The sequence below is a fragment of the Gordonia sp. (in: high G+C Gram-positive bacteria) genome, assembly GCF_049647785.1.
Taxonomy (GTDB): Bacteria; Actinomycetota; Actinomycetes; order Mycobacteriales; family Mycobacteriaceae; genus Gordonia.
Map to the genome: position 1 here is coordinate 1 of NZ_JBARYI010000001.1, position 25,249 is coordinate 25,249.

The 25,249-nt window shown below is 64.6% G+C and carries 24 protein-coding genes; 16 read left to right on the forward strand and 8 right to left on the reverse strand.

Annotation, left to right across the window (positions count from 1 at the left end; genetic code table 11):
- Positions 1-40: 40 nt before the first annotated feature.
- Positions 41-1,054, reverse strand: coding sequence for a TIGR03617 family F420-dependent LLM class oxidoreductase (locus WBA38_RS00005; RefSeq protein WP_424321762.1), 1,014 nt, complete (start codon positions 1,052-1,054; stop codon positions 41-43).
- Between the two features lie 2 nt (positions 1,055-1,056).
- Positions 1,057-1,965, reverse strand: a complete 909-nt coding sequence (locus WBA38_RS00010) for an amidohydrolase family protein (RefSeq protein ID WP_424321763.1) — start codon at positions 1,963-1,965, stop codon at positions 1,057-1,059.
- 171 nt (positions 1,966-2,136) lie between these two features.
- Between WBA38_RS00010 and WBA38_RS00015 the strand changes: the two genes are divergently transcribed.
- Entirely contained in the window at positions 2,137-3,444 is a 1,308-nt protein-coding gene (locus WBA38_RS00015) for an ion channel protein (protein WP_424294940.1), read from the forward strand.
- Here WBA38_RS00015 and WBA38_RS00020 read toward each other — a convergent pair.
- The 5 genes from WBA38_RS00020 to WBA38_RS00040 form a co-directional block, all read right to left on the reverse strand.
- Positions 3,441-4,091 (reverse strand): PaaI family thioesterase, encoded by a 651-nt coding sequence (locus tag WBA38_RS00020; protein WP_424321764.1) that lies wholly within the window; start codon positions 4,089-4,091, stop codon positions 3,441-3,443. The genes WBA38_RS00015 and WBA38_RS00020 overlap by 4 nt on opposite strands.
- A gap of 48 nt (positions 4,092-4,139) precedes the next feature.
- Complete coding sequence (locus WBA38_RS00025; protein ID WP_424293625.1) at positions 4,140-4,532, reverse strand: carboxymuconolactone decarboxylase family protein; 393 nt, start codon at positions 4,530-4,532, stop codon at positions 4,140-4,142.
- Positions 4,529-5,422, reverse strand: a complete 894-nt coding sequence (locus WBA38_RS00030) for an NAD(P)-dependent oxidoreductase (protein WP_424321765.1) — start codon at positions 5,420-5,422, stop codon at positions 4,529-4,531. The genes WBA38_RS00025 and WBA38_RS00030 overlap by 4 nt, the downstream gene beginning before the upstream one ends.
- On the reverse strand, positions 5,419-6,156 hold the full coding sequence (locus tag WBA38_RS00035; protein ID WP_424293634.1) for an SDR family oxidoreductase: 738 nt from the start codon (positions 6,154-6,156) through the stop codon (positions 5,419-5,421). Before WBA38_RS00035 ends, WBA38_RS00030 begins: the two co-directional genes overlap by 4 nt.
- A 224-nt stretch (positions 6,157-6,380) precedes the next feature.
- Positions 6,381-7,862, reverse strand: a complete 1,482-nt coding sequence (locus tag WBA38_RS00040; RefSeq protein ID WP_424321766.1) for an aldehyde dehydrogenase — start codon at positions 7,860-7,862, stop codon at positions 6,381-6,383.
- Between the two features lie 86 nt (positions 7,863-7,948).
- Between WBA38_RS00040 and WBA38_RS00045 the strand changes: the two genes are divergently transcribed.
- Genes WBA38_RS00045 through WBA38_RS00075 form a run of 7 tightly spaced genes read left to right on the forward strand, consistent with a single transcriptional unit; the run spans position 7,949 to position 13,888 of the window.
- Positions 7,949-8,527 (forward strand): TetR/AcrR family transcriptional regulator, encoded by a 579-nt coding sequence (locus WBA38_RS00045; protein ID WP_424293628.1) that lies wholly within the window; start codon positions 7,949-7,951, stop codon positions 8,525-8,527.
- A 25-nt stretch (positions 8,528-8,552) separates the two neighbouring features.
- Positions 8,553-9,782 (forward strand): cytochrome P450, encoded by a 1,230-nt coding sequence (locus tag WBA38_RS00050; protein WP_424293635.1) that lies wholly within the window; start codon positions 8,553-8,555, stop codon positions 9,780-9,782.
- A complete protein-coding gene (locus WBA38_RS00055) occupies positions 9,782-10,552 on the forward strand; it encodes an SDR family oxidoreductase (RefSeq protein WP_424293629.1) in 771 nt (256 codons plus the stop codon). Before WBA38_RS00050 ends, WBA38_RS00055 begins: the two co-directional genes overlap by 1 nt.
- Positions 10,549-11,907, forward strand: a complete 1,359-nt coding sequence (locus WBA38_RS00060; RefSeq protein WP_424293630.1) for a cytochrome P450 — start codon at positions 10,549-10,551, stop codon at positions 11,905-11,907. Before WBA38_RS00055 ends, WBA38_RS00060 begins: the two co-directional genes overlap by 4 nt.
- Positions 11,907-12,098, forward strand: coding sequence for a ferredoxin (locus WBA38_RS00065; RefSeq protein WP_424293631.1), 192 nt, complete (start codon positions 11,907-11,909; stop codon positions 12,096-12,098). The genes WBA38_RS00060 and WBA38_RS00065 overlap by 1 nt, the downstream gene beginning before the upstream one ends.
- Positions 12,099-12,101: 3 nt before the next feature.
- Positions 12,102-12,656, forward strand: a complete 555-nt coding sequence (locus WBA38_RS00070) for a nuclear transport factor 2 family protein (protein ID WP_424293632.1) — start codon at positions 12,102-12,104, stop codon at positions 12,654-12,656.
- A complete protein-coding gene (locus WBA38_RS00075; RefSeq protein ID WP_424321767.1) occupies positions 12,653-13,888 on the forward strand; it encodes a hypothetical protein in 1,236 nt (411 codons plus the stop codon). The genes WBA38_RS00070 and WBA38_RS00075 overlap by 4 nt, the downstream gene beginning before the upstream one ends.
- Before the next feature lie 133 nt (positions 13,889-14,021).
- On the opposite strand, the gene WBA38_RS00080 is transcribed toward WBA38_RS00075, so the two are convergent.
- On the reverse strand, positions 14,022-14,930 hold the full coding sequence (locus tag WBA38_RS00080; RefSeq protein WP_424321768.1) for a PaaI family thioesterase: 909 nt from the start codon (positions 14,928-14,930) through the stop codon (positions 14,022-14,024).
- A 226-nt stretch (positions 14,931-15,156) separates the two neighbouring features.
- Here WBA38_RS00080 and WBA38_RS00085 point away from each other — a divergent pair, with 226 nt between their 5' ends.
- The 8 genes from WBA38_RS00085 (at position 15,157) to WBA38_RS00120 (ending at position 25,195) form a co-directional block, all read left to right on the forward strand.
- A complete protein-coding gene (locus tag WBA38_RS00085; RefSeq protein WP_424321769.1) occupies positions 15,157-15,945 on the forward strand; it encodes a TIGR03084 family metal-binding protein in 789 nt (262 codons plus the stop codon).
- Positions 15,946-15,985: 40 nt separating this feature from the next.
- Positions 15,986-17,704 carry an acyclic terpene utilization AtuA family protein gene (locus tag WBA38_RS00090; RefSeq protein WP_424321770.1) on the forward strand — a complete coding sequence of 573 codons (1,719 nt, stop codon included), beginning with the start codon at positions 15,986-15,988 and terminating at the stop codon, positions 17,702-17,704.
- A gap of 3 nt (positions 17,705-17,707) precedes the next feature.
- Complete coding sequence (locus WBA38_RS00095) at positions 17,708-18,868, forward strand: acyl-CoA dehydrogenase family protein (protein ID WP_424295311.1); 1,161 nt, start codon at positions 17,708-17,710, stop codon at positions 18,866-18,868.
- On the forward strand, positions 18,865-20,463 hold the full coding sequence (locus tag WBA38_RS00100) for an acyl-CoA carboxylase subunit beta (RefSeq protein ID WP_424321771.1): 1,599 nt from the start codon (positions 18,865-18,867) through the stop codon (positions 20,461-20,463). Before WBA38_RS00095 ends, WBA38_RS00100 begins: the two co-directional genes overlap by 4 nt.
- An 11-nt stretch (positions 20,464-20,474) precedes the next feature.
- Positions 20,475-22,511 carry an acetyl/propionyl/methylcrotonyl-CoA carboxylase subunit alpha gene (locus WBA38_RS00105; protein ID WP_424321772.1) on the forward strand — a complete coding sequence of 679 codons (2,037 nt, stop codon included), beginning with the start codon at positions 20,475-20,477 and terminating at the stop codon, positions 22,509-22,511.
- A gap of 79 nt (positions 22,512-22,590) precedes the next feature.
- Complete coding sequence (locus tag WBA38_RS00110) at positions 22,591-23,748, forward strand: acyl-CoA dehydrogenase family protein (RefSeq protein ID WP_424321773.1); 1,158 nt, start codon at positions 22,591-22,593, stop codon at positions 23,746-23,748.
- A gap of 53 nt (positions 23,749-23,801) precedes the next feature.
- Complete coding sequence (locus tag WBA38_RS00115) at positions 23,802-24,593, forward strand: enoyl-CoA hydratase family protein (RefSeq protein ID WP_424293318.1); 792 nt, start codon at positions 23,802-23,804, stop codon at positions 24,591-24,593.
- Positions 24,590-25,195: a TetR/AcrR family transcriptional regulator gene (locus WBA38_RS00120; protein ID WP_424293319.1), complete on the forward strand. Its 606-nt coding sequence runs from the start codon at positions 24,590-24,592 to the stop codon at positions 25,193-25,195. Before WBA38_RS00115 ends, WBA38_RS00120 begins: the two co-directional genes overlap by 4 nt.
- Positions 25,196-25,249: the final 54 nt, after the last annotated feature.

A 25,249-nucleotide genomic window follows, 5' to 3' on the forward strand; every position in this document is an offset into this window, starting at 1 on the left:
ATTCCCGCACTATGTCAGACATAGTGCGGGAATCGACGCATCATGCGCGAACGGCACGGGAGAGGTTGACGAGGAGGGCGGGGTCCGCCTGGTACGGGGTGTTGAAGCCGAGGCGATCGACGAGGGGACCGTAGCGGCGCAGCAGTTCGGCGGCACCGGCGACGGGGTCGGCGGCGTTAACGGCGATCGCGTCAACTAACTGATCGCCAACCAGTTTCGTCATCTCCGACCATCCGCCCGTCCGGGACAATTCGTGCAGGCGCGGCCCGAGATCGCCGTAACCGACAGAGTCGAGAACCGGGCGGTAGGCGGGCGTCGAACCGTAGAACGCGATCTGCTTCCGAACGCCCTCTCGTGCCACCTTCAACTCGGCGTCATCGTGTCCGACGATCACCATCGCCGAATGATGAATCGCCGGGACCGGCCGACCAGCCTTGGCCGCACCGGCCATCAACGACGGCACCGTGGTCTCCCGCAGAAACTCCGGCGGACACAGCGGATGCGACAAAAAGCCGTCCGCCACCTCGCCGGCGACTTCCGTCATCCGTGGACCGACGCCAGCCAGCCAGATCGGCGGTGTGCCGAAATCCTGCACCTCATCGGGGTTGGGCCGAAAAAGTGGCGGCATCAGCGTGTGCGTATAGAACTCGCCCCGGTGATCGAGGCGCCCGCCCGTCTCCCACGACTGCCAGATCTCGCGGATCGCCGAAATCATGTCGTGCATGCGGGCGGCTGGGCGACTCCACGGCATCGAGTAGCGTCGCTCGATGTGCGGCTTGATCTGAGTGCCGAGCCCCAGAATAAAGCGGCCCCGCGAGTACGACTGCAAGTCCCACCCGATGCTCGCCAGCAGTAGCGGGTTGCGGGCGAACGCCACCGCGATCGAGGTGCCGATCTCCACCTTCGTGGTGTGCTCGGCGGCCAACATCAGCGGCAAGAACGGATCGTGCGACGACTCAAAGGTCCAGACCCCGTCGTAGCCGGCTTCCTCGGCGGCAACTGCCGCGTCGGCCATGTTGCTCAGATGGGTGACGATCGTCGTGTCGACGAGCATCGTCACTTCCGGCCGAAGAGGGCGGCGGCGTTGTTGTAGAAGACGCCGCGGAGCCAGTCATCACCAAGGTCAAGGCGAGCGCAGGCAGTTAGCGCTTCGGGATAGCCGTACGGGATATTCGGGAAATCGCTGCCGAACAGCACCTTTCCGCCGAGGTTCCGGAGACGGGGCTTCAACGATTCCTGCAAGGGCGACAGATTCTCCACGAAATCGGTGAAGGCCATCGTCGTATCGAGACGCACCTCCGGGTACTTCTCGGCGAGCGTCATGAACTGCTCATACTCGGGCATGCCCATGTGCGCGATGATCAGCGGCAGATTCGGGAAGCGGCCCAGCAACTCGGCGATGGGTTCCGGCCCGGTGTAGGTGCCAGGTGCCGGGCCCGAACCGCAGTGAATAACGACGGGGACCTGCGTTTCGGACAGCAATCCCCACACATCGTCGAGTAGGGGATCGTTGGGAGCGTACTCGCCGACCTGAATGTGCGACTTGAAGACTTCGGCACCGGCCTCGATCGCGCTGGCCACGTACCCTCCGACCCCCGACTCCGGGTAAAACGTGGCCGTCTGCAAGCAATCGGGGTGGGCGGTGGCGAATTCGATACCCCACCCGTTGAGCCATTGCGCCATGTCGGGCTTGTGGGGATAGATCATCGACGAGTAGGCCCGAACACCGAAGCCGCGGAGCGTCTCGACGCGCTTGTCTTCGTCAGTGCGGTAGGTGATGGGCCACTCGACGCCAGCCTTTGCGCCGAACTCGTCAAAGTAGCCCCACACCTTGTTCATCACGTTCTGCGGCATGAAATGGGTATGGACATCGATGATGCCGGGGAGCCCCAGGTCGCGCCAGATTTTTTGCACGGCGTCAGTCTCCGCGGCGGAGAACGGCGCGGCACGTTGCTCGTCACACATGGCCTCGACGCTACCCAACGCCTCAACCCCCGTCCGCGAAAGGGCCAAGCGAGTGCTTACTCGGGGCGGCGGTTGAGGTTTTCCGAGCGGCAGTCGTACATGGGTGGACGGGTCTAAACTCCTGACCACAGCTAGCCGGGGCTCACCCCCGGTGACGGAGGGAGTTCCGCAGTGGCCGAAGGCAATCCCGCATCGCCCGGGGCCGAAGAATTTCGCTCTCCGGTCGGACGGATGATCGCGTTAACACCGGTGGCCATCGCGGCGGGGGTGCTGTGTGCACTCGGTCTGGCGGGTCTTTCGGCGGTCGCTGACTTCGTCCAGAAACTGGTGTGGGACGACCTGAGTTCGGCGGTCGGCGCATCCACGGACGACTGGTGGTGGATCATGGTGGTCCTCACCATGGCGGGACTGATCACAGGTCTCGTGATCCGTTGGATGCCCGGGCATGCCGGTGACGATCCCGCCACCATCGAACTGCTCAGCGAGCCGCTGCCATTGAAAGTGCTACCGGGGCTGATCATCGCCACCATCGTTACCCTGGCCGGCGGCGTGAGCCTCGGCCCGGAGAACCCCATCATGGCCATCAACGCGGCGGTTATCGTCGTTCTCGGTGCGCGACTCATTCCGAAAGTTCCGCACAAGGACTGGGCCGGACTCGCGAGCGCCGCCACCATTGGCGCACTGTTTGGGACGCCGGTCGCCGCAGCGCTGATGCTGTCGGAGCTCAACAGCGGAGACACCCGGATTCCCCTCTGGAACAGGCTTTACCTGCCGTTGGTTGCGGCGGCGACCGGGTCATTTGTGATCCTGCATTTCACCGACTTGACCATGTCGATGGGGCTACCCGAGGAGACGGTCGGCGGTCTGGGCGACCTGCTCCGAGCGGTGGGCGTAGGCGTGGCAGCTGCCGCCGTCGGCATCGTGGGTGCGATGGTGTTCGACCCCCTGCACCGACTGCTGCATCGATCGATGCGCAATCCGGTCCTTCTGCTGACTGCCGCAGGCGCGGCACTGGGTGCACTGGGGGTGCTCGGCGGGTCGATCACCCTGTTCAAAGGGCTCGAGCAGATGAAAGAGCTCCCTGCGCAACTCTCGACGACGACCGCGGTCGGCTTCTTCGTGTTCGCCGGCGTCAAACTGTGCGCGATGCTGCTGGCGAGCGCGGCCGGGTTCCGCGGCGGTCGAATCTTCCCGGCGGTGTTCATCGGTGCGGCACTCGGGTTCGGCACCCACGTCCTGATTCCGTCGATACCGCTCGTTATTGCGGTGACTGCGGCCGTGGTGGGGATCTCTGTCGCCGCGACCCGCAACGGCTGGATCAGCCTGTTTCTTGCATTGGCGATGGTGCCGCAATTCGATCTGATGATCCCGCTGCTCTTCGCGACCCTCGCCGCATGGCTCCTGGTGGCCAATGCCCCCGAGTTAAAGGCTGCGCCGCTCGAGACGATCGAGTCAGCTGGGTCGAGCGAGCGGACCTAGCCGAGATTCGGCAGGTTGGCTGGTGCCACCATGATTCCCTCGGCGGTCACGGTGACGGTACCGTCGGTCGTCGCGATATGCCCGCGGACAAAGGTTTTGCGGCCTTCGCGATTGACGATCTCCGCGTGCAGGCGCACGGGGCCGAGCGGTGTCGGTGCCACGTACTTCACGTTGAGCGTCCCGGTAAACGACGGCATTTTGTCGTTCACACTGACCACCTCGCCGAGGAGTTGATCAAGTAGCAACGCCGAGACGCCGCCGTGGACGAGTCCGCTAGGACCCTCGTACGCGGCACCGAGGTCGACCTCGCACGTCGCAGTCTTGTCCTCGTGATGAACGATCCGCATGGGCGGGGCAATCGCGTTGCGCGCCCCGACCGCTGCGTTGCCCCAAGGCAGACCGTGCAAGTCGCTGGTGAACTCGAGACCAAAACTGCCCGGCTTTTGCTCGGCCCGCAGATCGGCGACGATCGCATCGATTTTCTCGCGCGCCGCGTGCAACTGATCGTCGTCGACCTCGGTGCGGATCACCGCGTCGATCAGCGAGCGCACCGAATCGGTCAACGGCTCGACGACGCCGAGTCGTTCAGCGATCTGCTCGGGGGTGAGATCAACCAGGCGAAAGTTCAATGCACCGACACTCTTCATACGTTGACACTAAGCAATCAGTTGCTTGGTTAGCGAATGCGATTCCGGTCACCGGGCCGCTTTCTTGTGCTTGTTGATGACCCCACCGAACATCATCGCCATGCTGGTTCCCATCGGCCAACCCACGTAGTAGCAGAGGAATAAGCCAATCTCGTTGAGTTCCTCCGGCGTCAACTCGCCGTTACCGAGGGCGGCCCCGGCCTGAATCTCGGCAATATCCACGTGGCCATTGGCTGCGAGCGCGCCCAGTAGGAGCAGTCGGCGGTCACGATTGGTCAGGCCTTCTCGGCTCCACACTTCACCGAACAACTGGTCTGCCGTGTGGGCGAAAACGTCGCCGGGACCGTCGGCCATCTCCCAGCCATAGACTTCCGACATTTTCGCCAAACCTTTGCGGCGCTGCTCGGTCATTTCGGGTGCGGGCGTTTGGTTGTCGGTCATGATGCTCCTTCTGCAGGGGTGGGCAACGGGGTGTGAGGGACGCCGAGTCCGGCGGCCAGGTCGGTACGCGCGACGCGACCCATCGGGAGGTCGACGCCGAGTTGGTCGGCGAGATTCAGGGCCAGGCCCAAATCCTTTTCACCGAGGTCGCGGACGTGAGTAAAGACGCTGAACCAGAAATCATCGGGTTCAATCGGTGCGGTCGAATCGCGCAGCATAATGGCCCCGGCGCCGCCGGTGATCGCATCAGTGTGGCGGACCACCCTGCCGAGTTTCGCGATGTCGATGCCCGCAGCTTCGGCCAATCGTGCCGCTTCGGTGGTCGCGGCAAACGAGATGAAATGCAGTAGGTTGCGGGCCAATTTCATCTTGGTGCCATCCCCGGCGGCAGGTCCGGCATGCACGATCATGTCGCCCGCCGGAGCGAGCGCAGCCTTCACCGCTTCGTAGGCGGCGCGGTCGCCGCCGACCATAATCGCGAGCCTGCCCTGCTGGGCGCCAGCCGCACCACCGGAGATCGGTGCGTCCAAGAGGGCAATGTCCCGTTCGGCGCATCGTGCGGCCTGCGCCGCCGCCGTCTCCGGAGAAATCGTCGAATGCACGACAATCGTCGACCCAGCGGCGAGGTGACCGAGAAGGCCGGTCACGACCTCGACGACCTGAGCGTCGTCGCGCACGCACAGGCTAACCAGATCGCTGGCGGTGGCCAGGTCGGCAAGGCTGTCGGCGGCGGTCGCACCGGCTTCGACGAGCTTGGCGACCGGTTCCGGTGAGACGTCGAAGACGGTCAGCGGGGAGGACTCCGCAAGTCGGACCGCCATGGGGCCGCCGATATTGCCCAGGCCCACGTATCCGAGCCGCGTGGTTTCGGGGCGGGAAGCTTCGGTCATGCGCGCATGACCTGTCCGCCGTCGACGTTGAAGATCTGACCGGTGACCCACGACGCCTCGTCGGAGAGCAGGAACAGGCACATGCCGACAAGGTCGTCGGGGGTGCCGACCCGGCCCATCGGCAGCTTCGAGACCATATCGTTGACGATTTCCTGCGGCGTGCTGGTCAGGGTCGCTTCGGTGTTGATGGGGCCCGGGGCGATGGCGTTGATCCGGATCCGCTGCCCACCGAGTTCGACGGCGAGTTGCTGCGTGAGGCCGTTGACGCCGACCTTCGCCAGTCCGTAGAAGCCGCTGTACATCCACGCAGCCGTCGACGACTGGTTGACGATGGCACCGCCGTGACGCATGTGCTGGTAGCAGGCGCGCGTCACGTTGAGTGCGCCGTCCATGTTCACGGACATGAACTTTTTGTAGTAGTCCCAGGGAACGGTGGTGAGGAAGTCGAGTTTCATGCCGCCGTAGATCGCGGCATTGTTGATGAGGGCGTCGATCTTGCCGCGCTCGTCAACGGTGGCCTTGGCGAGGGCTGCTGCCGACTCGGGGTCGGCCACGTCGGTGTGCACGTACATACCGCCGATCGAGTCGGCAACAGCCTGCCCGGCGTCGTCGTTGATGTCGGCAATCACCACGTAAGCGCCCTCGGCGGCCAAGGCGCGGGCATAGGCTTCGCCGATTCCGCCGGCCGCTCCGGTGACGATCGCAGTCTTATCGGTAAATCGATTACTCATGATTCCTCGTTTCGATGGGGTTGAGAGGTGCGTGGGTGCGTGGTGCGTGGGGGCGTGGGTGTGTGCCGTCGTGCCGCTTGCGTGCCCCCCGGATTTCCCCTTTTCTGTCACAAAACGGAATCTCGACGCGCCCAGACCGTCACCGATTGCGGTGTGTTGTGACGGTCTGGTCGAAACGTGACAGAAAAGGGAGGAGGCGGAGCCGGAGAACTGCCGAAAAAGCGGGGTTAGACGGGGGTGGCGACGGCTTTGGTTTCTAGGTATTCGGCGAAGCCCTGCTGGCCCATTTCGCGGCCGATGCCGGATGCTTTGTAGCCGCCGAAGGGGACGTCGGCGGAATACCAGATGCCGCCGTTGACGCCCATGGTTCCGGTGCGGACACCGTCGACGACGGCGTTGATGCGTTCCGGGTCGGTGCCCCAAACGGCACCCGAGAGTCCGTATGGGGAATCGTTGGCGATGTCGATGGCATTCTGGTCGCCGTCGTGGGGGATCACCACCAGGACGGGCCCGAAGATCTCCTCCTGCGCCACGCGAGCGGAGTTCTCCACACCGGAAATCAACGTCGGTTCGACGAAGAAGCCGCGCGGCTGATCGGCGGGACGACCGCCACCCGTCTCGATCACGCCGCCCTCTTCGCGAGCCAACTCCAAGTAGCCCTCCACGCGTTGGCGCTGACGCTCGGAGATCAGCGGGCCGCAGATGGTTCCCGGCTTAGTTGGATCGTTGGCCCCCAAACCCGCCATCGCGTTCTTGGTCGCGCTGATGGCTTCGTCGAGCTGGGCGCGCGGAACGACGAGTCGCGTGGTGATAGCACAGCCCTGACCGGCATGGGTGACGACGTTGAAAGCCGCCATCGAGCAGGCGGCCGAGAGGTCGGCGTCGTCGAGCACAATGAAGGCCGACTTGCCGCCCAACTCCAGGAACACCTTCTTTAGCGTTGCCGCAGCCGAGGTCATGACGGCACGACCGGTGGCGGTGGAACCGGTGAAAGAAATGAGGTCGACGCGGGGATCCGTGCACAGCTGCTCGCCGAGACGATGATCGGTCGACGTGACGATGTTGATCACGCCCGCCGGGATGTCAGTCTCCTCGGCGATAACCTTCCCGACCAGCGCCGCACACCACGGGGTGTCGGGTGCGGGTTTCAGCACCACGGTGCAGCCGGCGGCGAGGGCGGGCCCGATCTTTGCGAAGTTGATCTGGTGGGGGAAGTTCCACGGCGTGATGGCCCCGACGACGCCAATCGCCTCCGACCGCAGCTCGCGGCGGTTCTTGATGCCCATTGGGCTGGCTTCGCCGAGATCGACTCGCCAGATGTGGTTCTCAGCGAGGTCGGCGAAGTAGCCGAGGTCGGTGATGGGGCCGACCAATTGCGGCCCGTGCGTCAGAAACACTGGGCAACCAACCTCGGCAACGGTCAGTTCGCGCAGTTCGTGGGTGTGGGCGAGAAGGGCGTCGCGCAATTGACGCAAGCACCGGGCACGGAAGGCGTGGTCGCGGGACCACGAGGTGTTGTCGAAGGCGTTGCGGGCCGCGGCGATCGCGGCGTCCATGTCGTCGGCGGTGGCCTCGGCAGCCTGCCCGATGACTTCTTCGGTGGCGGGATTGACGACGTCGAAGACGCCGCCGGACCCGGGGACGAGGCCGCCGTCGATCAGCAGATCGCTCGCGATGTGGGGCTTCAGGGTGGTAGCCGCTTGAGTCATGTGGTCGGTAACTCCAAACAGTGTTTCGGAACTCCATCTGGACAGGTGTCTAGACTTCGTTTCAACATTAGAGTAACGTCCCTCACATGTCCACCCCCGTCGAAGTTGAATCCACGCGCAGACGCTTGAACCCCCAGCAAGCCGAAAAGATCGCCAAAATGGCCGACGCGGCCGTCGAAATTCTGGTCGCCGAAGGTTTCGACGCGCTCTCGGTTCGCGATGTCGCGAAGCGTGCAGGCGTCGCCCCCGCCACCGCGTACACCTACTTCAGTTCTAAGTCGCACCTGGTCGCGGAGGTCTTTTGGCGTCGCCTCGCGGCAGGTGTCCCCGAATCCGACCCGTCACTACCGCCAACCGAGCGCGTGGCGCAGGTACTGCGCGGCGTCTCGATGGTGGTGGCAGGCGAAGGCCAACTCGGCGGGGCCGTCACCGTCGCGCTCCTCGGCGGAGACCCCGACTCCCAGCACCTACGACTGCGGATCGGCGGGTTTATTCACGAGCGACTCAACGCCGCCGTCGGCGACGACTTCCCCAACCGCGACGAGGTCGTCGACGCGCTGCAAATGCTGTACGCGGGAGGTTTGGTGACCGCGGGGATGGGTCACCTGAGTTACGAAGCTACGTCCGAGCGGCTAGTTGCCGCCGCCGCACTACTGATGGGATAAGACGTTGACCGTCATCACCACTGGCATGCAGGGATCGATTCCCTTCGACCCCTACGACTACGACTTTCACGAAGATCCGTATCCCACTTATGCGCGTCTGCGCGCAGAGGCACCGGTCTACCGCAACACCGATGGCGACTTCTGGGCGCTGGCCCGACACGCGGATGTTTCTGACGCCTTCCGCGACAACATCCGACTCTCCAATAGTTGGGGTGTCTCGATGGATCCGATGGCGTACAACGAGCACGCCGAACATGCGATGAGCTTCCTGGCGATGGACGATCCGCGGCACCTACGGCTGCGGAAACTCGTTTCCAAGGGCTTTACGCCCAACCGGGTGGCCGAGTTGGCCCCGCGCATCGGGGAATTGGCACACCAGCATTGGGACCGCTGCCTGCAGTTGGGCGAGTTCGACTTCGTCCACGACTTTGCCGGCTTGCTACCGATGGATGTGGTGTCCGAACTCCTCGACGTTGGCCAGCAAGATCGCGCCTATCTGCGGAAACAATCGGATCTGCTGATCCATCGGGAAGAGGGTGTCACCGATGTGCCGCCCGCCGCGATCACCGCGTACCTGGAACTTCACCAGTTCTACGCGGAATTGGTGCGGGAGCGTCGCGGCAATCTGGGTGACGACATGATCTCCGACCTCATCCGCGCCGAGATCGTCGGCGAGGACGGCGAAGTCACCACGATGTCCGAAGAAGAAATCATCGGCTTCATGATGCTGATGGTGGTTGCGGGCAATGAGACCACCACCAAGCTGCTCGCGAACTCGGTCTACTGGGGCTATCGCAGCGGGCAGGTCGCACCAGTCTTCGACGCGGTCGGTGCCGGCGCAGAGCCGGTTGAAGCGGTTGAAGATTGGGTGCAGGAAACTCTCCGCTACGACACGTCGACGCAAATGCTGCTGCGCCGCGTCCTCGAGGACGTGGAGTATGGCGGTTTCACGATCCCCGCGGGCGATCGGGTTCTCCTGCTGATCGGGTCGGCTAACCGGGACGAGGAAGCCTTCGGCCCCGATGCTGGCGAGTTCCGGATTGGGCGTGACTCGGCCCGCACCATTCGCTCGTTTGGTCTGGGTACGCACTTTTGTCTCGGCGCGCACCTGGCCCGTTTGGAAACCAACGTCGGCCTCGGCGAAATTGTCCGGACCACAACCAGGTTCGACCTGGACCTCGATGCTGCGGCCCGCGTGCACTCGGTGAACGTCCGCGGCTTCGAAACCCTCCCGATGACGGTGAAGGCGCGTTGATGAGATTTCAACCCCACCCGGAACGACGACCGGTCCTCGTCGCCGGAGCATCGTCGGGCATTGGTGAAGCGACGGCGCGCATGCTCGCGGAAGCGGGCTACCCGGTGGCTCTCGGGGCCCGCCGCGTCGACAAATGCGCCGAGATTGCCACGCAGATTGTCGCGGGCGGCGGCGAGGCGGTGGCCGTCTCGCTCGACGTAACCAACGACGACTCGGTCGCTGCCGCCGTCGCCGAAGCCGAGCGACTCCTCGGACCCCTCGAAGTGGTCGTTACCGGTGCCGGTGACCTGCAGATCGGTCGTGCGCACGAGATGCCGGTCGACGACTGGGCCGCCCAGATCGATGTTCACCTCGTCGGTGCCTACCGCATGTACCGGGCCGTCGCGCCCGCCATGATGCAACGTCGCCGCGGTGACATTGTGTTCATCAGCTCCGACGTCGTTGCCCATCCACGACCGTGGTCGTCGGCGTACGTCGCCGCCAAGTACGGCGTCGAAGGTCTGGTCACCACGATCCAAATGGAACTCGAGGGCAGTGGCGTTCGCGCTGGCCTGGTCCGGCCCGGCCAGACGCTAACCGGTATGGGCATGAACCTTGAACAAAAGCAGACCGAAGCCATGCTGAACGACTGGATCGCCTTCGGGCTCGCCAGGCATGGCAACTTCTTGAAACCGGAAAACCTCGCGTCGGCGGTGGCGGCAATGATCGCCCTCGCTCCGGGCGCGCACATGAAGGCCATCGACGTCGAAGCCGAAGGAAAACTCTCATGACCAGTACTCACACCACAGCCCCGCGCGTCTCCGGCGGGGAAACCGAACACGGCCACCTCGACGAACTCGCGAGTGATCCCATCGGCTTGTTCAAGCGGGTCCGCGACGAGCACGGCGATGTCGGCATGTTCCAACTCGCCGACCGCGAAGTGGTTCTCGTCAGCGGCGCGGTCGCGAACGAGGAATTCTTCCGCGCGCCCGACGAGGTGCTCGACCAAGCTGCCGCCTATCCGTTCATGACGCCGATCTTCGGGGAGGGCGTCGTCTTCGATACCAGCCCCGAGCGGCGGTCGGAGATGCTGCACAACCAGGCCCTCAAGGGCTCGCACATGAAGCAGCATGCAGTCACGATCCCCGACGAGGTGGAGCGGATGATCGCCGACTGGGGCGACGCGGGTGAGATTGATCTGCTCGACTTCTTCGCCGAGCTCACGCTGTACACGTCGTCGTCGTGCCTGATCGGACGCAAGTTCAGGGAAGAACTGTCCGGGCATATCGCGCACCTGTACCACGAGTTGGAGAAGGGGACTGACCCCATCGCCTACGTCGATATGCACGCCGATATCGAGAGTTTCCGCCGTCGCGATGCGGCGCGCGAAGAGCTCGTCGAGTTCATCGGCGGCGTCCTGGAAGGGCGGATGGCGAACCCGCCCGCCGACAAGGACGACCGCGATCTCCTCGACGTGCTGGTGTCGTTGAAGAACGAAGATGGCTCGCAGATGTTCAGCGCTGACACCGTCACCGGCATCTTCATTTCGATGATGTTCGCCGGCCACCACACCACCTCGGGGACGGCCGCATGGACGTTGATCGAACTGTTGAAACACCCCGACTACCTCGCGGAGGTGACCGCCGAACTCGACGGGATCTACGACGACGGCACCGAGTACAGCTTTGCCGCGATGCGGCAGATTCCGGCGCTCGAAGGGGCGATCAAGGAAGCGCTGCGGCTGCATCCGCCGCTGATTATTCTGATGCGCCTGGTGCAGGAAGACTTCGAGATTGAGGGCGTCACTGTCCGCGCCGGACAGTCGATCGCCGTCTCGCCAGCAGTCTCGAACCGGCTGCCCGAAGACTTCCCGAACCCCGACGATTTTGATCCCGCACGCTACGCCGAACCCCGCCAGGAAGACCTCGTCAACCGGTGGACGTGGATCCCGTTCGGCGCGGGAAGGCACCGCTGCGTTGGCGCGCAATTCGCGATGATGCAGCTCAAGGCCATCTTTTCCGTGTTGCTCCGCAACTACGAGTTCAGCCTCGTCCAAGACCCGGATAGCTACCGCAACGACCACTCGAAGATGGTCGTGCAATTGCAGCAGCCGTGCCGCGTGGCCTACCGCAAGCGAGGCGCGTAGTGCGCGTCGAAGTGGACCGCGACCTGTGCCAAGGCCACGGCATGTGTGAGATGGAAGCCCCCGACGTCTTTGAAGCTGGCCGTGACACCGTGACCATCCTCAACCCAACCCCCGATGAATCCCGGCGCGCCGCAGTTGAGGCCGCCGTCCGCTATTGCCCAACCCAAGCTCTCAAGATTGTGGAGGACTAACCCATGGCTTTCGACCGCGCCGAGCTCGACGAAATGAAGCGCCGCTGGCTGGAGGCGAACGTGGTCGCCGAGAAGGCTGGCGACTGGAAACCGCTCGCCGACTTCTACACCGAAGACGCCACCTACGGCTGGAATTACGGTCCGGAGAAGGACTTCATGGCTGTCGGACGCGACGAGATCCGCGACATCGCCCTGGGCCAGGAAATGGAGGGCCTCGAGGGCTGGGAGTACCCGTACCAGGCGTGGGTGATCGACGAGCAGACCGGCGACATGATCGGGCTGTGGCGGCAGATAAACGAGGGCGTGCGTGCCGATGGCTCAAATTATGCGGTGCACGGGATTGGCGGTAGTTGGTTCCGGTACGCGGGGAACTACCAGTTCAGTTGGCAGCGTGACTTCTTCGATTTCGGCAACGTGACCGCCCTGTTCATCGAAATGCTGACCGACAAGGCGTGCAGCCCGGGGATGCTCAAGCGCATGGAGAAGTCCGCGCCGGGCACGCTTCCCGGTTGGTACCCGAAGGGCACGTCGCCCGTCGGCCTGTGGGACTTGCCGTGAGCTTGAGCCACGATCAATTGGCGACTCTGGTTCCGGAGTCGTTGCTGTCGGGGCAGCTCATCGACCGTTCGGGCATGGCTCACCTGATTGCCGAGTTTGGTCGCGAGGGTATGACGCAGGTCGCGATCGAGGAGTGGATGGCGGCCAGCCCGGTCTATACCGGCCGCATGCGCGAAGCCCTCGGGATCGACGGTGATGGCGTCGAAGACATGTTCAAATGTCTGCAACTCGACATCGGCGCGCCGCCGCAGTTCATGGACTTCCGGTATCGGATCGTCGACAAGTATCACGGCTCGTTTGTGCTCGACAGTTGTGGAGCGCTCCTTGACGTCGAGCCCATGGGCGATGAGTACGTGACGGCCATGTGCCACGACATTGAAGATCCGACGTTCGATGCGACGGCTATTGCCACCAACCGTCGCGCACGGATCCGTCCGGTCCATCGGCCGCCGCGTATGCCCGCAGACCGGACGCCGCACTGCGAGTGGACGGTGACGATCGAACCCGACCGCGAGGAGTTGCCGCTCCCCAAGGTCACCGAACCGATGCTGGAACTGCAGGCGGCGACCATCGCGCTGAGTCCCATCGACCCGGCTGGTGTTGACGGTCGTAGTGACTACCGCGGACCGCTCGTCGAAGACTTGGCGTTCGGTGAGTTCTCGACGTCGGCGCTGGTGCGGATCGCGGAGGAGACGGCGCTGCAGCATCAACTCCTGGCGCTGGGGTTCCTAGCGTCGGTGTGCCGGCGCACCGATCCGGAGACGGCCGACAACATCCTCGACAAGCAGTTCATCGGGATCGCGGGCATTACCGCCGAACGACTGAAGGCCAGCTTGTTCGACGGTCGTGCCGATGCGGAGACCCTCGCCAACGTGCTGAATGTGCATCCGGTGTTTGGGCCGACGCAGTACACGGGCGTTGTTGCCGAGGCCGTCGGCGGCGAGGTGCGGGTTCGGATTCCGCGCGGTTCGGCTGCAGTAGACGACGGCGCGTGGATGCGACTGCTCGTCGAAGGGCGGTTGGGTGCGCTGCAGGCGGCCGCTCGGGCCGTCGATGAAACGTGGGTTGTCGGCGCGAGCGAGTCCGACGACGACGCCGTGGTCGTCACGATCGCGCGCGGCGAGGCCCAACGAGAGTCCGGCGAGGTCGCCATCGTGCGCTTCTCGGCGGGGTCGTCGTTCACCTTCGACGACCGTGGACCATCTAAAGCCCTGCCACTAACGGTGCTTTAGATAACCGGAAGGGAGTGAAGCGCCGTCGGGGGCGCTTCACTCCCTTCCCGCTTTTCGGGGGCTATGTGTATCCGACACCCTGCCGCAGTTCCCGGAGTGGCCAGCCCGTGCGGGTAGGCCTCACCCAACGTTGCTACAGATCGAACCTGGCATCGGCGGTGGCACGGCCGAGGAGGACGTCGCCGTCGTACATGCGGGCATCGAACAAGCTCAGGCGGCGGCCCAGCTTCACCGGGCTTACCTCGACACGCACGCTACGACCGTCGACGCTGGGGGAGCGGTGGAATTCGCAGGCGAAGTCGACCAACTGGTAATTGGCACCGGGGCGCACGTGGAATTGCGCACCGAACGAACATGCCTGCGCCAGCATCGCGCCGATGACGCCACCATGCATGGTGCCCATCATGTTGCTCATCCACGCCTTCGTCGCGAAGTGCGCGGTAATAGAGCCGTCCTCATGGCTGCCGCTGACGCCACCGCCGAGCAGGTCGGAAATTGGGCCCATCGGGAACGAACCGTCGATGAGACCGGCAACCACCTCGGCACCCGACAGCGCCGGATCCAATGGTGCCGGTGCGGGGACCTGGTTCGGGGCCTCCGGATCGACATCCCAAATAGCCTGCGCATCCTCACCGTCGAGGCCACCGCCCTCGCGGATGGCACGACCAACGCGCACATTGCGGGCCGTCCCGACGCAGAGCGTGCCATCGCGACCGGAGATGGTGACCGCGGTGGAACCGAAAGCGTCGTCGTGAATCTGCAGGTCGCCGCGGGCGATGAGCACATCGTCGACGGCGGGGCGATGCACCATCGCCATCGTCAGTCGCGCCTGCATGGACGACGTGGTGGGATCGAGCAAATAGAACGGGATGCCGCCGATGTCGTCGAACAGTACGGCCAGCGCGGGCAACTCGATCAGACCGCGATGGTCGGTGACGCTGGTCCCGAGCTTCTGCCGCATCAGCACCTCGTCGAGGTCACCCGTGCGGCCAATGGCGAACTTCTGGAACGGGTCGGATGCCTGCGTCGGGGTAGAGGTCATGGCTACACCCCTACCAGGCCGGTGATGCAACGAGCCAACCGAAGGTCTCCCGGTTCCTGGACTCTTCGTCGCGTTCGCGTACTTCGCTGATTCTCGCTCCGTCTGTGCGGGAACGAGAATCAGCGAACTACGCGGATAGCTACAGGGCTGCGCCCCAACGCGACGAAATTTCAATAAACAATCATGCGTGCTTGATTTATTTGAGGAGTCGTGTGACTCTGGTCGCATGTCGATTGTGGACGAACTAGTGCAGGCATTGCAGGCCGAATCGGATTCTTTGGACGACCTTGTCGCGGCGCTGCCCGCGGAAGGTTGGGCCGCGCCGACTCCCGCAGAAGGGTGGACCATCGCCCACCAGATCGGTCACCTGCTGTGGACTGACCGCGCTTCACTGCTCTCGGCAACGGACCCCGAAGGCTTCGCCCAGGCGCTCGCCGAGGCGACGGCAGACCCGCTCGGCTTCGTCGACGACGCCGCCGCCGTGGAAGCGGCACGACCGCCCGCTGAGATCCTCGACGACTGGCGCAAAACGCGGGCCAAGCTGGCCGGTGCGCTGCTCGCAGTTCCGTCGGGGACCAAGCTGACGTGGTTCGGTCCGCCGATGTCGGCAGCGTCGATGGCTACCGCGCGGCTGATGGAGACATGGGCGCACGGACTGGACGTTGCCGATGCTCTCGGTGCCGAGCGCGTGTCCGACGACAGCATCAAGAACATCGTCCACCTGGGCGTTCGTACTCGGAACTACTCGTACATGGTGAACGGCATCGAAGCCCCGGCCACGGAGTTCCGGTACGAGATCACCGCGCCGTCGGGCGAAGTGTGGACGTGGGGATCCGAGGACGCGACCGACATTGTGCGCGGCTCGGCCGTCGACTTCTGCGAGCTCATCACCCAGAGACGCAACCTGGCCGACCTCAACTTGGAGATCATCGGCGACAACGCCACGCAGTGGGCGTCCATCGCGCAGGTTTTCGCGGGCCCTCCCGGCAGCGGCCGCGAACCCAGCCAGTCCTGAACAACTTCCACCAAACCCACATGAACCTGCAGGAGGCATGATGTCTGACGCTCCGCGTCCCATTCGGATCGGCAACGTTTCCGGTTTTTACGGCGACCGCTTCAGCGCGATGCGCGAGATGTTGGAAGGCGGCGACCTCGACTTCATCGTCGGTGACTACCTCGCCGAACTGACCATGCTCATCTTGGGGCGCGACCGCCTCAAGGACCCGAACCTCGGCTACGCCAAGACCTTCCTTCGTCAGATGGAAGAGAACCTTGAGCTGATCGCCGAGAAGGACGTGAAGGTGGTCGTCAACGCGGGCGGCCTCAACCCGCATGGCTTGGCTGTGGACCTCCGCGAAGTGATTGAGAAGCTCGGCGTGGACCGTCGTGTGGCGTTTGTGGCTGGCGACGACATCGTTGCCCGCGCGGACGAACTAGGCCTGGGCACGCCCATCGCCGCCAATGCCTACCTCGGTGCATTCGGTATCAAGGCCGCGCTCGACGCGGGTGCGGACATCGTGGTGACCGGACGCGTCACCGACGCCTCACTGGTGGTCGGATCGGCTGCGTCGGCCTTCGGGTGGGGCTACGACGACATCGATCAGTTGGCTGGCGCCGTGGTTGCCGGGCACGTCATCGAATGCAGCGCGCAGGCGACGGGCGGGAACTACTCGTTCTTCACCGAGATCCCGAAGATGGGTCGCCTCGGCTTCCCGATCGCGGAAGTCGCCGCCGACGGCACGTCGGTCATCACAAAGCATGAAGGCACCGGCGGTGCGGTCCTGGTCGGGACCATCACGGCCCAGTTGCTGTACGAAATCGCCGGTCCGCGCTACTACAACCCGGACGCCACGGCACGGATGGACACCATCACCCTCGCACAGGTTGGGGCCGACCGCGTCAGCATCAGCGGCGTGAAGGGGGAGGCTCCGCCCAAGGATCTCAAGGTGTCCCTGAACCATCTCGGCGGTATTCGTAACGAATTCGAGGTGGTTGTCACCGGCCTCGACATTGAAGCGAAAGCGGCGCTGTTCCAGGAGCAGTTCGAGGATGCGCTGGCCGAACGCCCCGCGGAACTGTCGTGGGATCTGGTCCGCCACGACCGCGCCAACGCCGACACCGAAGAGACCGCCAGCGCGATCCTCCGGTGCGTCGCCCGCGACGCGGACCCGCGCAAGGCTGGCCGCAAATTCTCCAGCACCGCCGTCGAACTCGCGCTCGCCAGCTACCCGGGGTTCACGCTGACCGCGCCCCCCGCCAACGGCGCGCCGTACGGTGTGTTTGAGCCCGCCTACGTCGATGCCGCACTGGTCCCGCACCAGGTAAACCTGCCCGACGGCGTCACCGTGAAGGTGGAACCGTCGCCGCTGCGCACCGACGCGATCGTCGACCAGAGCGTGGATGCCCCGGCGGCCACCGACTGGGGGGAGACGTTCACCGCGCCGCTCGGCACCATTGTCGGCGCGCGCTCCGGCGATAAGGGTGGCAGCGCCAACATCGGTGTGTGGGTCCGCAGTGCGGAGGAGTTCGCCTGGCTCGACCAGACGCTCAGCGTCAACCGACTCAAGGAACTCCTGCCGGAGATCGCCGATCTCACGGTGCACCGCTACCCGCTGCCCAACATGTGGGCCGTCAACTTCGTCATTGAAGAAGTGCTGGGTCGTGGCGTCGCCGAGAACGTGCGATTCGATCCGCAAGCCAAGGGGCTTGGTGAGTGGCTGCGGTCGCGGACCGTCGCCATTCCGACCCGTTTCCGCAAGACCGAGGAGAGCTAGCCAGTGCCGATTGCCAGTGACGTTTGGGATTCCCCGGAACGACGAGAACTCCGCGCCACCGTGCGCGGCTTCGTCAACCGGCACATCCTGCCCTACCAGGGCGACTGGGAGCGCGACGGGTTGATCCCGCGCGACGTTCACCGCGAAGCTGCCGCCCTCGGCCTGTTTGGGCTGGGGATTCCGGAAGAGATCGGCGGCAGCGGTGGCGACCTCATCGACACGTCGATCCTCGCCGAAGAACTGCACTACGCCGGCGCAGCGGGCGGCGTGTTCGCCTCGCTGTTCACGCACGGCATCGCGCTCCCGCATCTGATTGCGGCGGGCGACCCCGACCAGATCGACAAGTGGGTCCGCCCCACGCTTGCCGGGGAGAAGATCGGCAGCTTGGCGATCACCGAACCGAGCGGCGGCAGCGACGTGGGACACCTGCGGACCAGTGCCGTCCGCGACGGTGACCACTACGTCGTCAACGGTTCGAAGACCTTCATCACCTCGGCCGTTCGTGCCGATTTCGTTGTCACGGCGGTGCGCACCGGCGGTCCCGGAGCGGCGGGCGTGTCGCTGCTGGTGATTGAGAAGGGAACGCCCGGCTTCGAGGTGGCGCGCAAGCTCGACAAGATGGGCTGGCGCAGCTCGGACACCGCGGAACTGTCGTTCACCGATGTGCGCGTGCCGGTCGCCAACCTGGTGGGTGCGGAGAACTCGGGCTTTGCGCAGATCGCGCAAGCCTTCGTCTCTGAACGCGCGGGACTGGCCGTGCAGGCGTACGCGAGCGCCCAGCGCTGTCTGGACCTGACCTTGGAGTGGGTCCGCAACCGCGAGACCTTCGGGAAGCCGTTGATTGCCCGCCAGTCGGTGCAAGACACGGTCACCGAGATGGCGCGAAAGATCGACATTGCCCGCACGTACACGCGGGCCGTCGTGGATCGTCGTCTCACGTCGGGTGACGACATGATCGCCGAAATCTGCTTCGCGAAGAACACCGCCGTCGAAACCGGCGAGTGGGTGGCGAACCAAGCGGTCCAACTCCATGGCGGCATGGGCTACATGAGCGAATCGGAAGTCGAACGCCAATACCGCGATATGCGCATCATCGGTATCGGCGGCGGCACCAACGAAATCTTGACCGGTCTGGCAGCAAAACGATTGGGGTACCAGGCATGACCATCCTCCGCAGCACCGTCGATGCATCTTCGGCGGACTTCATCGCGAATGTCGAGGCGATGAACAGCAAGCTCACCGAACTCGACCTTGAGTTCCGCAAGGTCCTTGCGGGCGGCGGCGAGAAATACGTCGAGCGGCACCGCAAGCGCGGAAAGATGACGGCCCGCGAGCGAATCGAACTCCTCATTGACGAGGATTCCCCGTTCATGGAACTGTGCCCGCTGGCGGCCTACGGTTCCAACTTCACCGTTGGTGCTTCGGTGGTTGTCGGTATCGGCGTCATTGAGGGCACCGAGTGCTTGATTGTGGCGAACGATCCGACCGTCAAGGGCGGCACGTCGAACCCGTGGACTCTGCGGAAGATTTTGCGTAGCAACGACATTGCCCGTCAGAACCGTCTGCCGGTGGTGTCGCTGGTGGAGTCGGGCGGCGCGGACCTGCCGACGCAGAAGGAAGTTTTTGTGCCGGGCGGAGCGATGTTCCGCGACCTCACGCAACTGTCGGCGGCAGGCATTCCGACGATCGCGCTCGTCTTCGGCAACTCGACCGCCGGCGGCGCGTACGTGCCGGGCATGAGCGATCACGTGGTGATGATTGAGGACCGCTCCAAGGTGTTCCTCGGTGGTCCGCCGCTGGTCAAGATGGCCACGGGCGAGGAGAGCGACGACGAAGAGCTCGGCGGTGCCAAGATGCATGCCCGCGTCTCCGGTCTCGCCGATTACCTGGCTGCCGATGAGCAGGACGCAATCCGCCTTGGTCGCGGTATCGTTTCCCGCCTCAACTGGCAAAAGCAGGGCCCCGGACCGGTCGCGGAGATTATCGAACCGCGGTACAGCCAGGAGGAACTTCTCGGCATTGTGCCGCCGGATCTGAAGATCCCGTTCGACCCGCGCGAGGTGATTGCCCGCGTTGTCGACGATTCGGATTTCGACGAGTTCAAGCCCGAGTACGGCAGCTCGCTGTGCACCGGTTGGGCGCGTATTCACGGCCGCCCGGTCGGCATCCTCGCGAACGCGCAGGGTGTTCTGTTCTCCGCGGAATCGCAGAAGGCCACGCAGTTCATTCAGCTCGCCAACCGCAGCAATACGCCACTGCTGTTCCTGCACAACACCACCGGCTACATGGTCGGTAAGGAGTACGAGCAGGGCGGCATTATCAAGCACGGTTCGATGATGATTAACGCGGTCGCCAACTCGACGGTCCCGCACATCTCGCTACTCATCGGTGCCAGCTACGGCGCTGGTCACTACGGCATGTGTGGCCGGGCGTACAACCCGCGCTTCCTGTTCGCCTGGCCGAGTGCCAAGTCGGCCGTCATGGGGGCCGCCCAGTTGGCCGGCGTCATCTCGATCGTTAACCGTGCGGCCACCGAAGCCCGTGGCGGCACCGTCGACGAGGAAGCCGATGCCGGTATGCGCGCCATGATCGAAGCGCAGATTGAAGCCGAGTCGGTCCCGATGTTCTTGTCCGGGATGCTCTACGACGACGGCGTGATTGACCCGCGCGATACGCGGGCGATTCTCGGTCAAGCCCTATCGGCGGTCGCGACTGCCCCGGTGGAGGGCACCAGTAACTTCGGCGTCTTCCGGATGTGAGGAACCATCACATGACTTCTGCAATTACCAGTGTGCTCGTCGCCAACCGCGGCGAGATCGCCAGCCGCGTGTTCGCCACCTGCGTGTCGATGGGCTTGAGTACGGTCGCCGTCTACTCCGACCCGGACGCCGATGCGCCGCATGTGCGCGCCGCCGATTCTGCGGTCCGACTGCCGGGTTCGACGTCGGCCGAAACCTACCTGCGGGGCGACAAGATCATCGCTGCAGCCAAGGCCGCCGGTGCCGACGCCATTCACCCCGGCTACGGCTTCCTCTCGGAGAACGCCGAGTTCGCGCAGGCCGTGATCGACGCCGGCCTGGTGTGGATTGGCCCGCCGCCCGCCGCGATTACCGCGATGGGCTCAAAGGTCAATGCCAAGGCGCTGATGGATTCCGCCGGGGTTCCGGTCCTCAAGGACATCGACCCCGAATCGGTCACCGAAGCGGACTTGCCGCTGCTCATCAAGGCCTCGGCCGGTGGTGGCGGACGCGGCATGCGCATTGTGCGGGAACTCGGCGAACTCGCCGACGCCGTCGCCGGTGCCCGTCGTGAAGCCGAGTCGGCCTTCGGTGATGCGACTGTGTTCTGCGAACCGTACGTGGAACGCGGGCACCACATCGAGGTGCAGGTGATGGCCGACGACCACGGCCAGGTCTGGACCGTCGGCGAGCGCGAGTGCTCCATTCAGCGTCGCCACCAGAAGGTCGTTGAAGAAGCACCCGCCCCGCTGGTGGAACGCGTCGGCGGCGACATGCGCGACCGACTGTTCGCCGCGGCACGCACGGCTGTCGAATCGATTGGCTACCGCGGTGCGGGCACCGTGGAATTCCTGGCGGACGAGAACGGGAAGTTCTTCTTCCTCGAAACCAACACGCGCCTGCAGGTGGAGCATCCGGTCACGGAGCTCACGACCGGCGTCGACCTCGTCGAGTGGCAGTTGCGCGTGGCGATGGGTGAGCCGCTGGGTGAGGCACCCGTGGCTGCCGAGGCGGGTGGTCCTGGGCGAGCGCAGCGACGGGGGATTAGCACGGGGCACGCGATCGAGGTGCGGTTGTATGCGGAGGATCCCGCTAACGACTGGCAGCCGCAGTCGGGAACCGTTGTCCGGATCGACGTTCCGGCCACGGTCCGCTTCGGCCTGCTGGAGCGTCCGGGTATCCGCGTCGACTCCGGTATCGCCGACGGCAGCGAGATCTCGACGTTCTACGACCCGATGCTCGCCAAGGTGATCTCGTGGGCACCGGACCGCACCCAGGCCGCCGCGATCTTGGCGCGCGCCCTGGCCGACGCAAAGATCCACGGCGTCGTCACCAACCGCGACATGCTGGTGAACACCTTGCGGGAGAAGGACTTCCTCGCCGGTGCCACCGACACCAGCTACCTCAGCGAAGAGCGCATCGCCGCACTTTCCAAGCCCCTTGCGGGCGACGGTGCCGACCTCCTGGCCGCGACCGTCGCAGCCCTCGCGGCATCGGTTCGTAACCGTGCGGCCGCGACGGCCGTACCGGGAGCACCGTCGGGGTGGCGCAACATCCCCTCCGACTACCAGCGCAAAACGTACCTCGCGGCCGACGGCACCGAGATCGTCGCGCGATACCGCTTTGGGCGTGACGGCAGCGTGGAACTGCCGGATCTGGAAGGCGTGAGCGTCGAATCGGTGTCCGGTGACACCGTGGTCCTCACCCGCGACGGCGTCTCCCGCCGTTACGAGGCCAGCATCGCTGGCGACCAGGTATTCGTCGACTGGCCCGGAGCCTCCGTGTCCCTGACTCGTGCCCCCCGCTTCATTGACCCGGCGGCTGTGCAGCGTCCAGGCTCGCTGCTGGCGCCGATGCCGGGTTCGGTGATTCGCGTGGCCGTAGCCGAAGGTGATCGCGTGGTGGCTGGCCAGCCACTGCTGTGGCTGGAGGCCATGAAGATGGAGCACACCGTTTCGGCACCAGCCGACGGCATCGTGTCGGTGCTGGGGGTCGAAGCCGGTCAGCAACTCTCGGTGGGCGAGGTCCTGGCCGTGATCGCCGACGAGGACGAAGCCACCGCAGAGTAATTATTCACATGCGTAGGAAACTCGTTTACGGTAGATCACGCACGCACACACCCGTTTCGGAAATCAGAGGGAATCGCACATGAGTTTTGTTGAATCACCCGAACGCGTCGCACTTCGCGAGTCGGTAGCCGGACTTGTCAACAAGTACGGCCACAAGTACTTCACCGACTGCGCCCGGCAAGGCCGCAAGACCGACGAACTGTGGAAGGAAGCCGGCGAACTCGGCTTCATCGGCGTCAACCTGCCGGAGGAATACGGCGGTGGCGGCGCAGGCATGTACGAACTGGCGATCGTGATGGAAGAACTCGCAGCCGCGGGCACCGGCCTGCTCATGTTGGTCGTCTCGCCCGCCATCTGCGGCAACATCATCGCCCGTTTCGGCACCGACGATCAGAAGCAGCGGTGGATCCCGGGCCTGGCCGATGGCTCCATCACCATGGCATTCGGCATCACCGAACCCGATGCGGGTTCCAACTCGCATCAGATCACGACCACCGCGGCACGCGACGGTGACGAGTGGGTCCTCAATGGCCGCAAGGTCTTCATCTCGGGCGTCGATCAAGCCGAGGCGGTTCTGATTGTCGCGCGCACCGAAGACTCGAAGACCGGACGCCTTAAGCCTGCACTGTTCATCGTGCCGACCGATGCGAAGGGCTTTGAAGCCCAGGTCATTGAGATGGAAATGGTGAACCCAGAAAAGCAGTTCACCCTGTTCCTCGACGACGTGCGCCTGCCAGCAGATGCACTCGTCGGCTCGGAAGATGCGGCACTCAGCCAGCTCTTTGCCGGCCTCAACCCGGAGCGCATCATGGCCTCCGCCTCGGCCATCGGCATGGGCCGCTACGCGCTCGACCGCGCCGTCGAATACGCCAACGACCGCACCGTCTGGAAAACGCCCATCGGCGCGCACCAGGCCATCGCGCACCCCCTCGCGCAGGGAAAGATCGAGCTCGACATGGCCAAGCTGATGATGCAGAAGGCCGCCACCCTGTACGACGACGGCGATGACTGGGGTGCTGCCGTTCCGGCAAACATGGCGAAGTACGCGGCCGGTGAAGCAACCGCGCGCATCGTCGATGCCGCGGTCCAGACGCTCGGCGGCAACGGTCTGACCGTCGAATACGGCATGGCCGCCATGCTGCCGCTGTCGCGACTGACCCGTATCGCGCCTGTCAGCCGCGAAATGATTCTCAACTTTGTCGCACAGACCAGCCTCGGTCTGCCGAAGTCGTACTAATTCGAGCCGACGAACAACGGCCGCCAAGTAACCCACCCCAAGAGGAGATCCCTGTGACAGATGTCCTGGTCCGTACGTCCGTCGATGCTGCGGTGCTGACGGTGACGTTGGATTCGCCTGCGAACCGCAACGCGCTCAGTTCGGCACTCGTCGCGCAACTGCAGACCGCATTCGACGCCGCGACCGACGACGATGTGCGCGCAGTGGTCCTCACGCACACCGGCGGCACCTTTTGTGCCGGTGCCGACCTCGGGGAGGCGTTAACGCGGGGCTTGAGTCCCGAAGAGGCGACGGCCGAAGGCGGTAAGGCGATGGTCGGGCTCATCCGGACGATTCTGGAACTGGACAAGCCTGTGATCGTCGTGGCCGACGGCCATGTTCGCGCCGGAGGTCTGGGTCTGGTCGGCGCGGCCGACATCGCGCTCGTCGGACCAGCCGCAACGTTTGCGTTGACTGAGTCGCGGCTGGGGTTGGCGGCGTCGATCATTTCCATTCCGTTGCTGGCCAAGATGACTGCGCGCTCGGCCGGACGGTATTTCCTGACGGGCGAGAAATTCGGTGGGGACATTGCCCAGCAGGTCGGTCTGGTGACGGCGGCGTCGGACACCGCAGACGGCCTCGCGGCCGAACTCGACAGCGTGCTCGAAGGGATCCGCAAGGCGTCGCCGCAAGGGTTATCGGTGAGCAAGAAGCTCACGACCGCATCGCTGCTTGACGGCTTCGATGAGGCGGCCACGGCGCGGGCGGAGGAGTCGATGAGGCTCTTCGCCTCCGACCAGGCCCGCGAGGGAATGACGGCCTTCCTCGGTAAGCGTCGGCCAGAGTGGGATACTTCTCGATCGTGAGCACACCGGGCCGTGAACCGCAGCAAGACCGCTCCCGAGCTACCCGGGAGCGGTTGCTGGCCGCGGCCGTGGAACTCCTCGCCGCCCGCGGGTGGGCGGCGACGACGGTCGCGAGGGTCGCCGAGGACGCTGGCGTCTCACGTGGTGCCGCACAGCATCATTTCCCGACGAGAGAAGCGCTGTTCACCGCGGTCATCGAGGAAATGTACGAGACGATGATTGCCCAGGCCGCCCAGTTGATCGAAGATCTGCCGGAGGGCCCCGATCGCGTGGGTGTGGTGGTGAATCAGGCGGTTTCGATCTATACGGGCACACCGTTCAAGGCGGCCTTGCAGGTGTGGTCAGCGGCCGCATCCGACGAGGCCCTCGGCGACGTGATTCGTCCGCTGGAGGCCAAGCTCGGGCGGGCTGCACACAAATTGGTCGTCGCGGGTCTGGATCCGGACGGCACCCGCCCGCAGGCCTACCGTCTGGCGCAGATCACGTTGGACCTCGCTCGCGGTTTCGGCCTTGCCGACACCCTGACCGACGATTCTCGTCGCCGTGCCGGGGTTCAGGCGGCATGGGTGGAGCAGTTGGCCGTGGCACTGAGCACCGGCTAGTCGACGAGGATGTCGGCGGCAGCCGGGTGCTCCTCACGGGACGGTTTCGGCCGG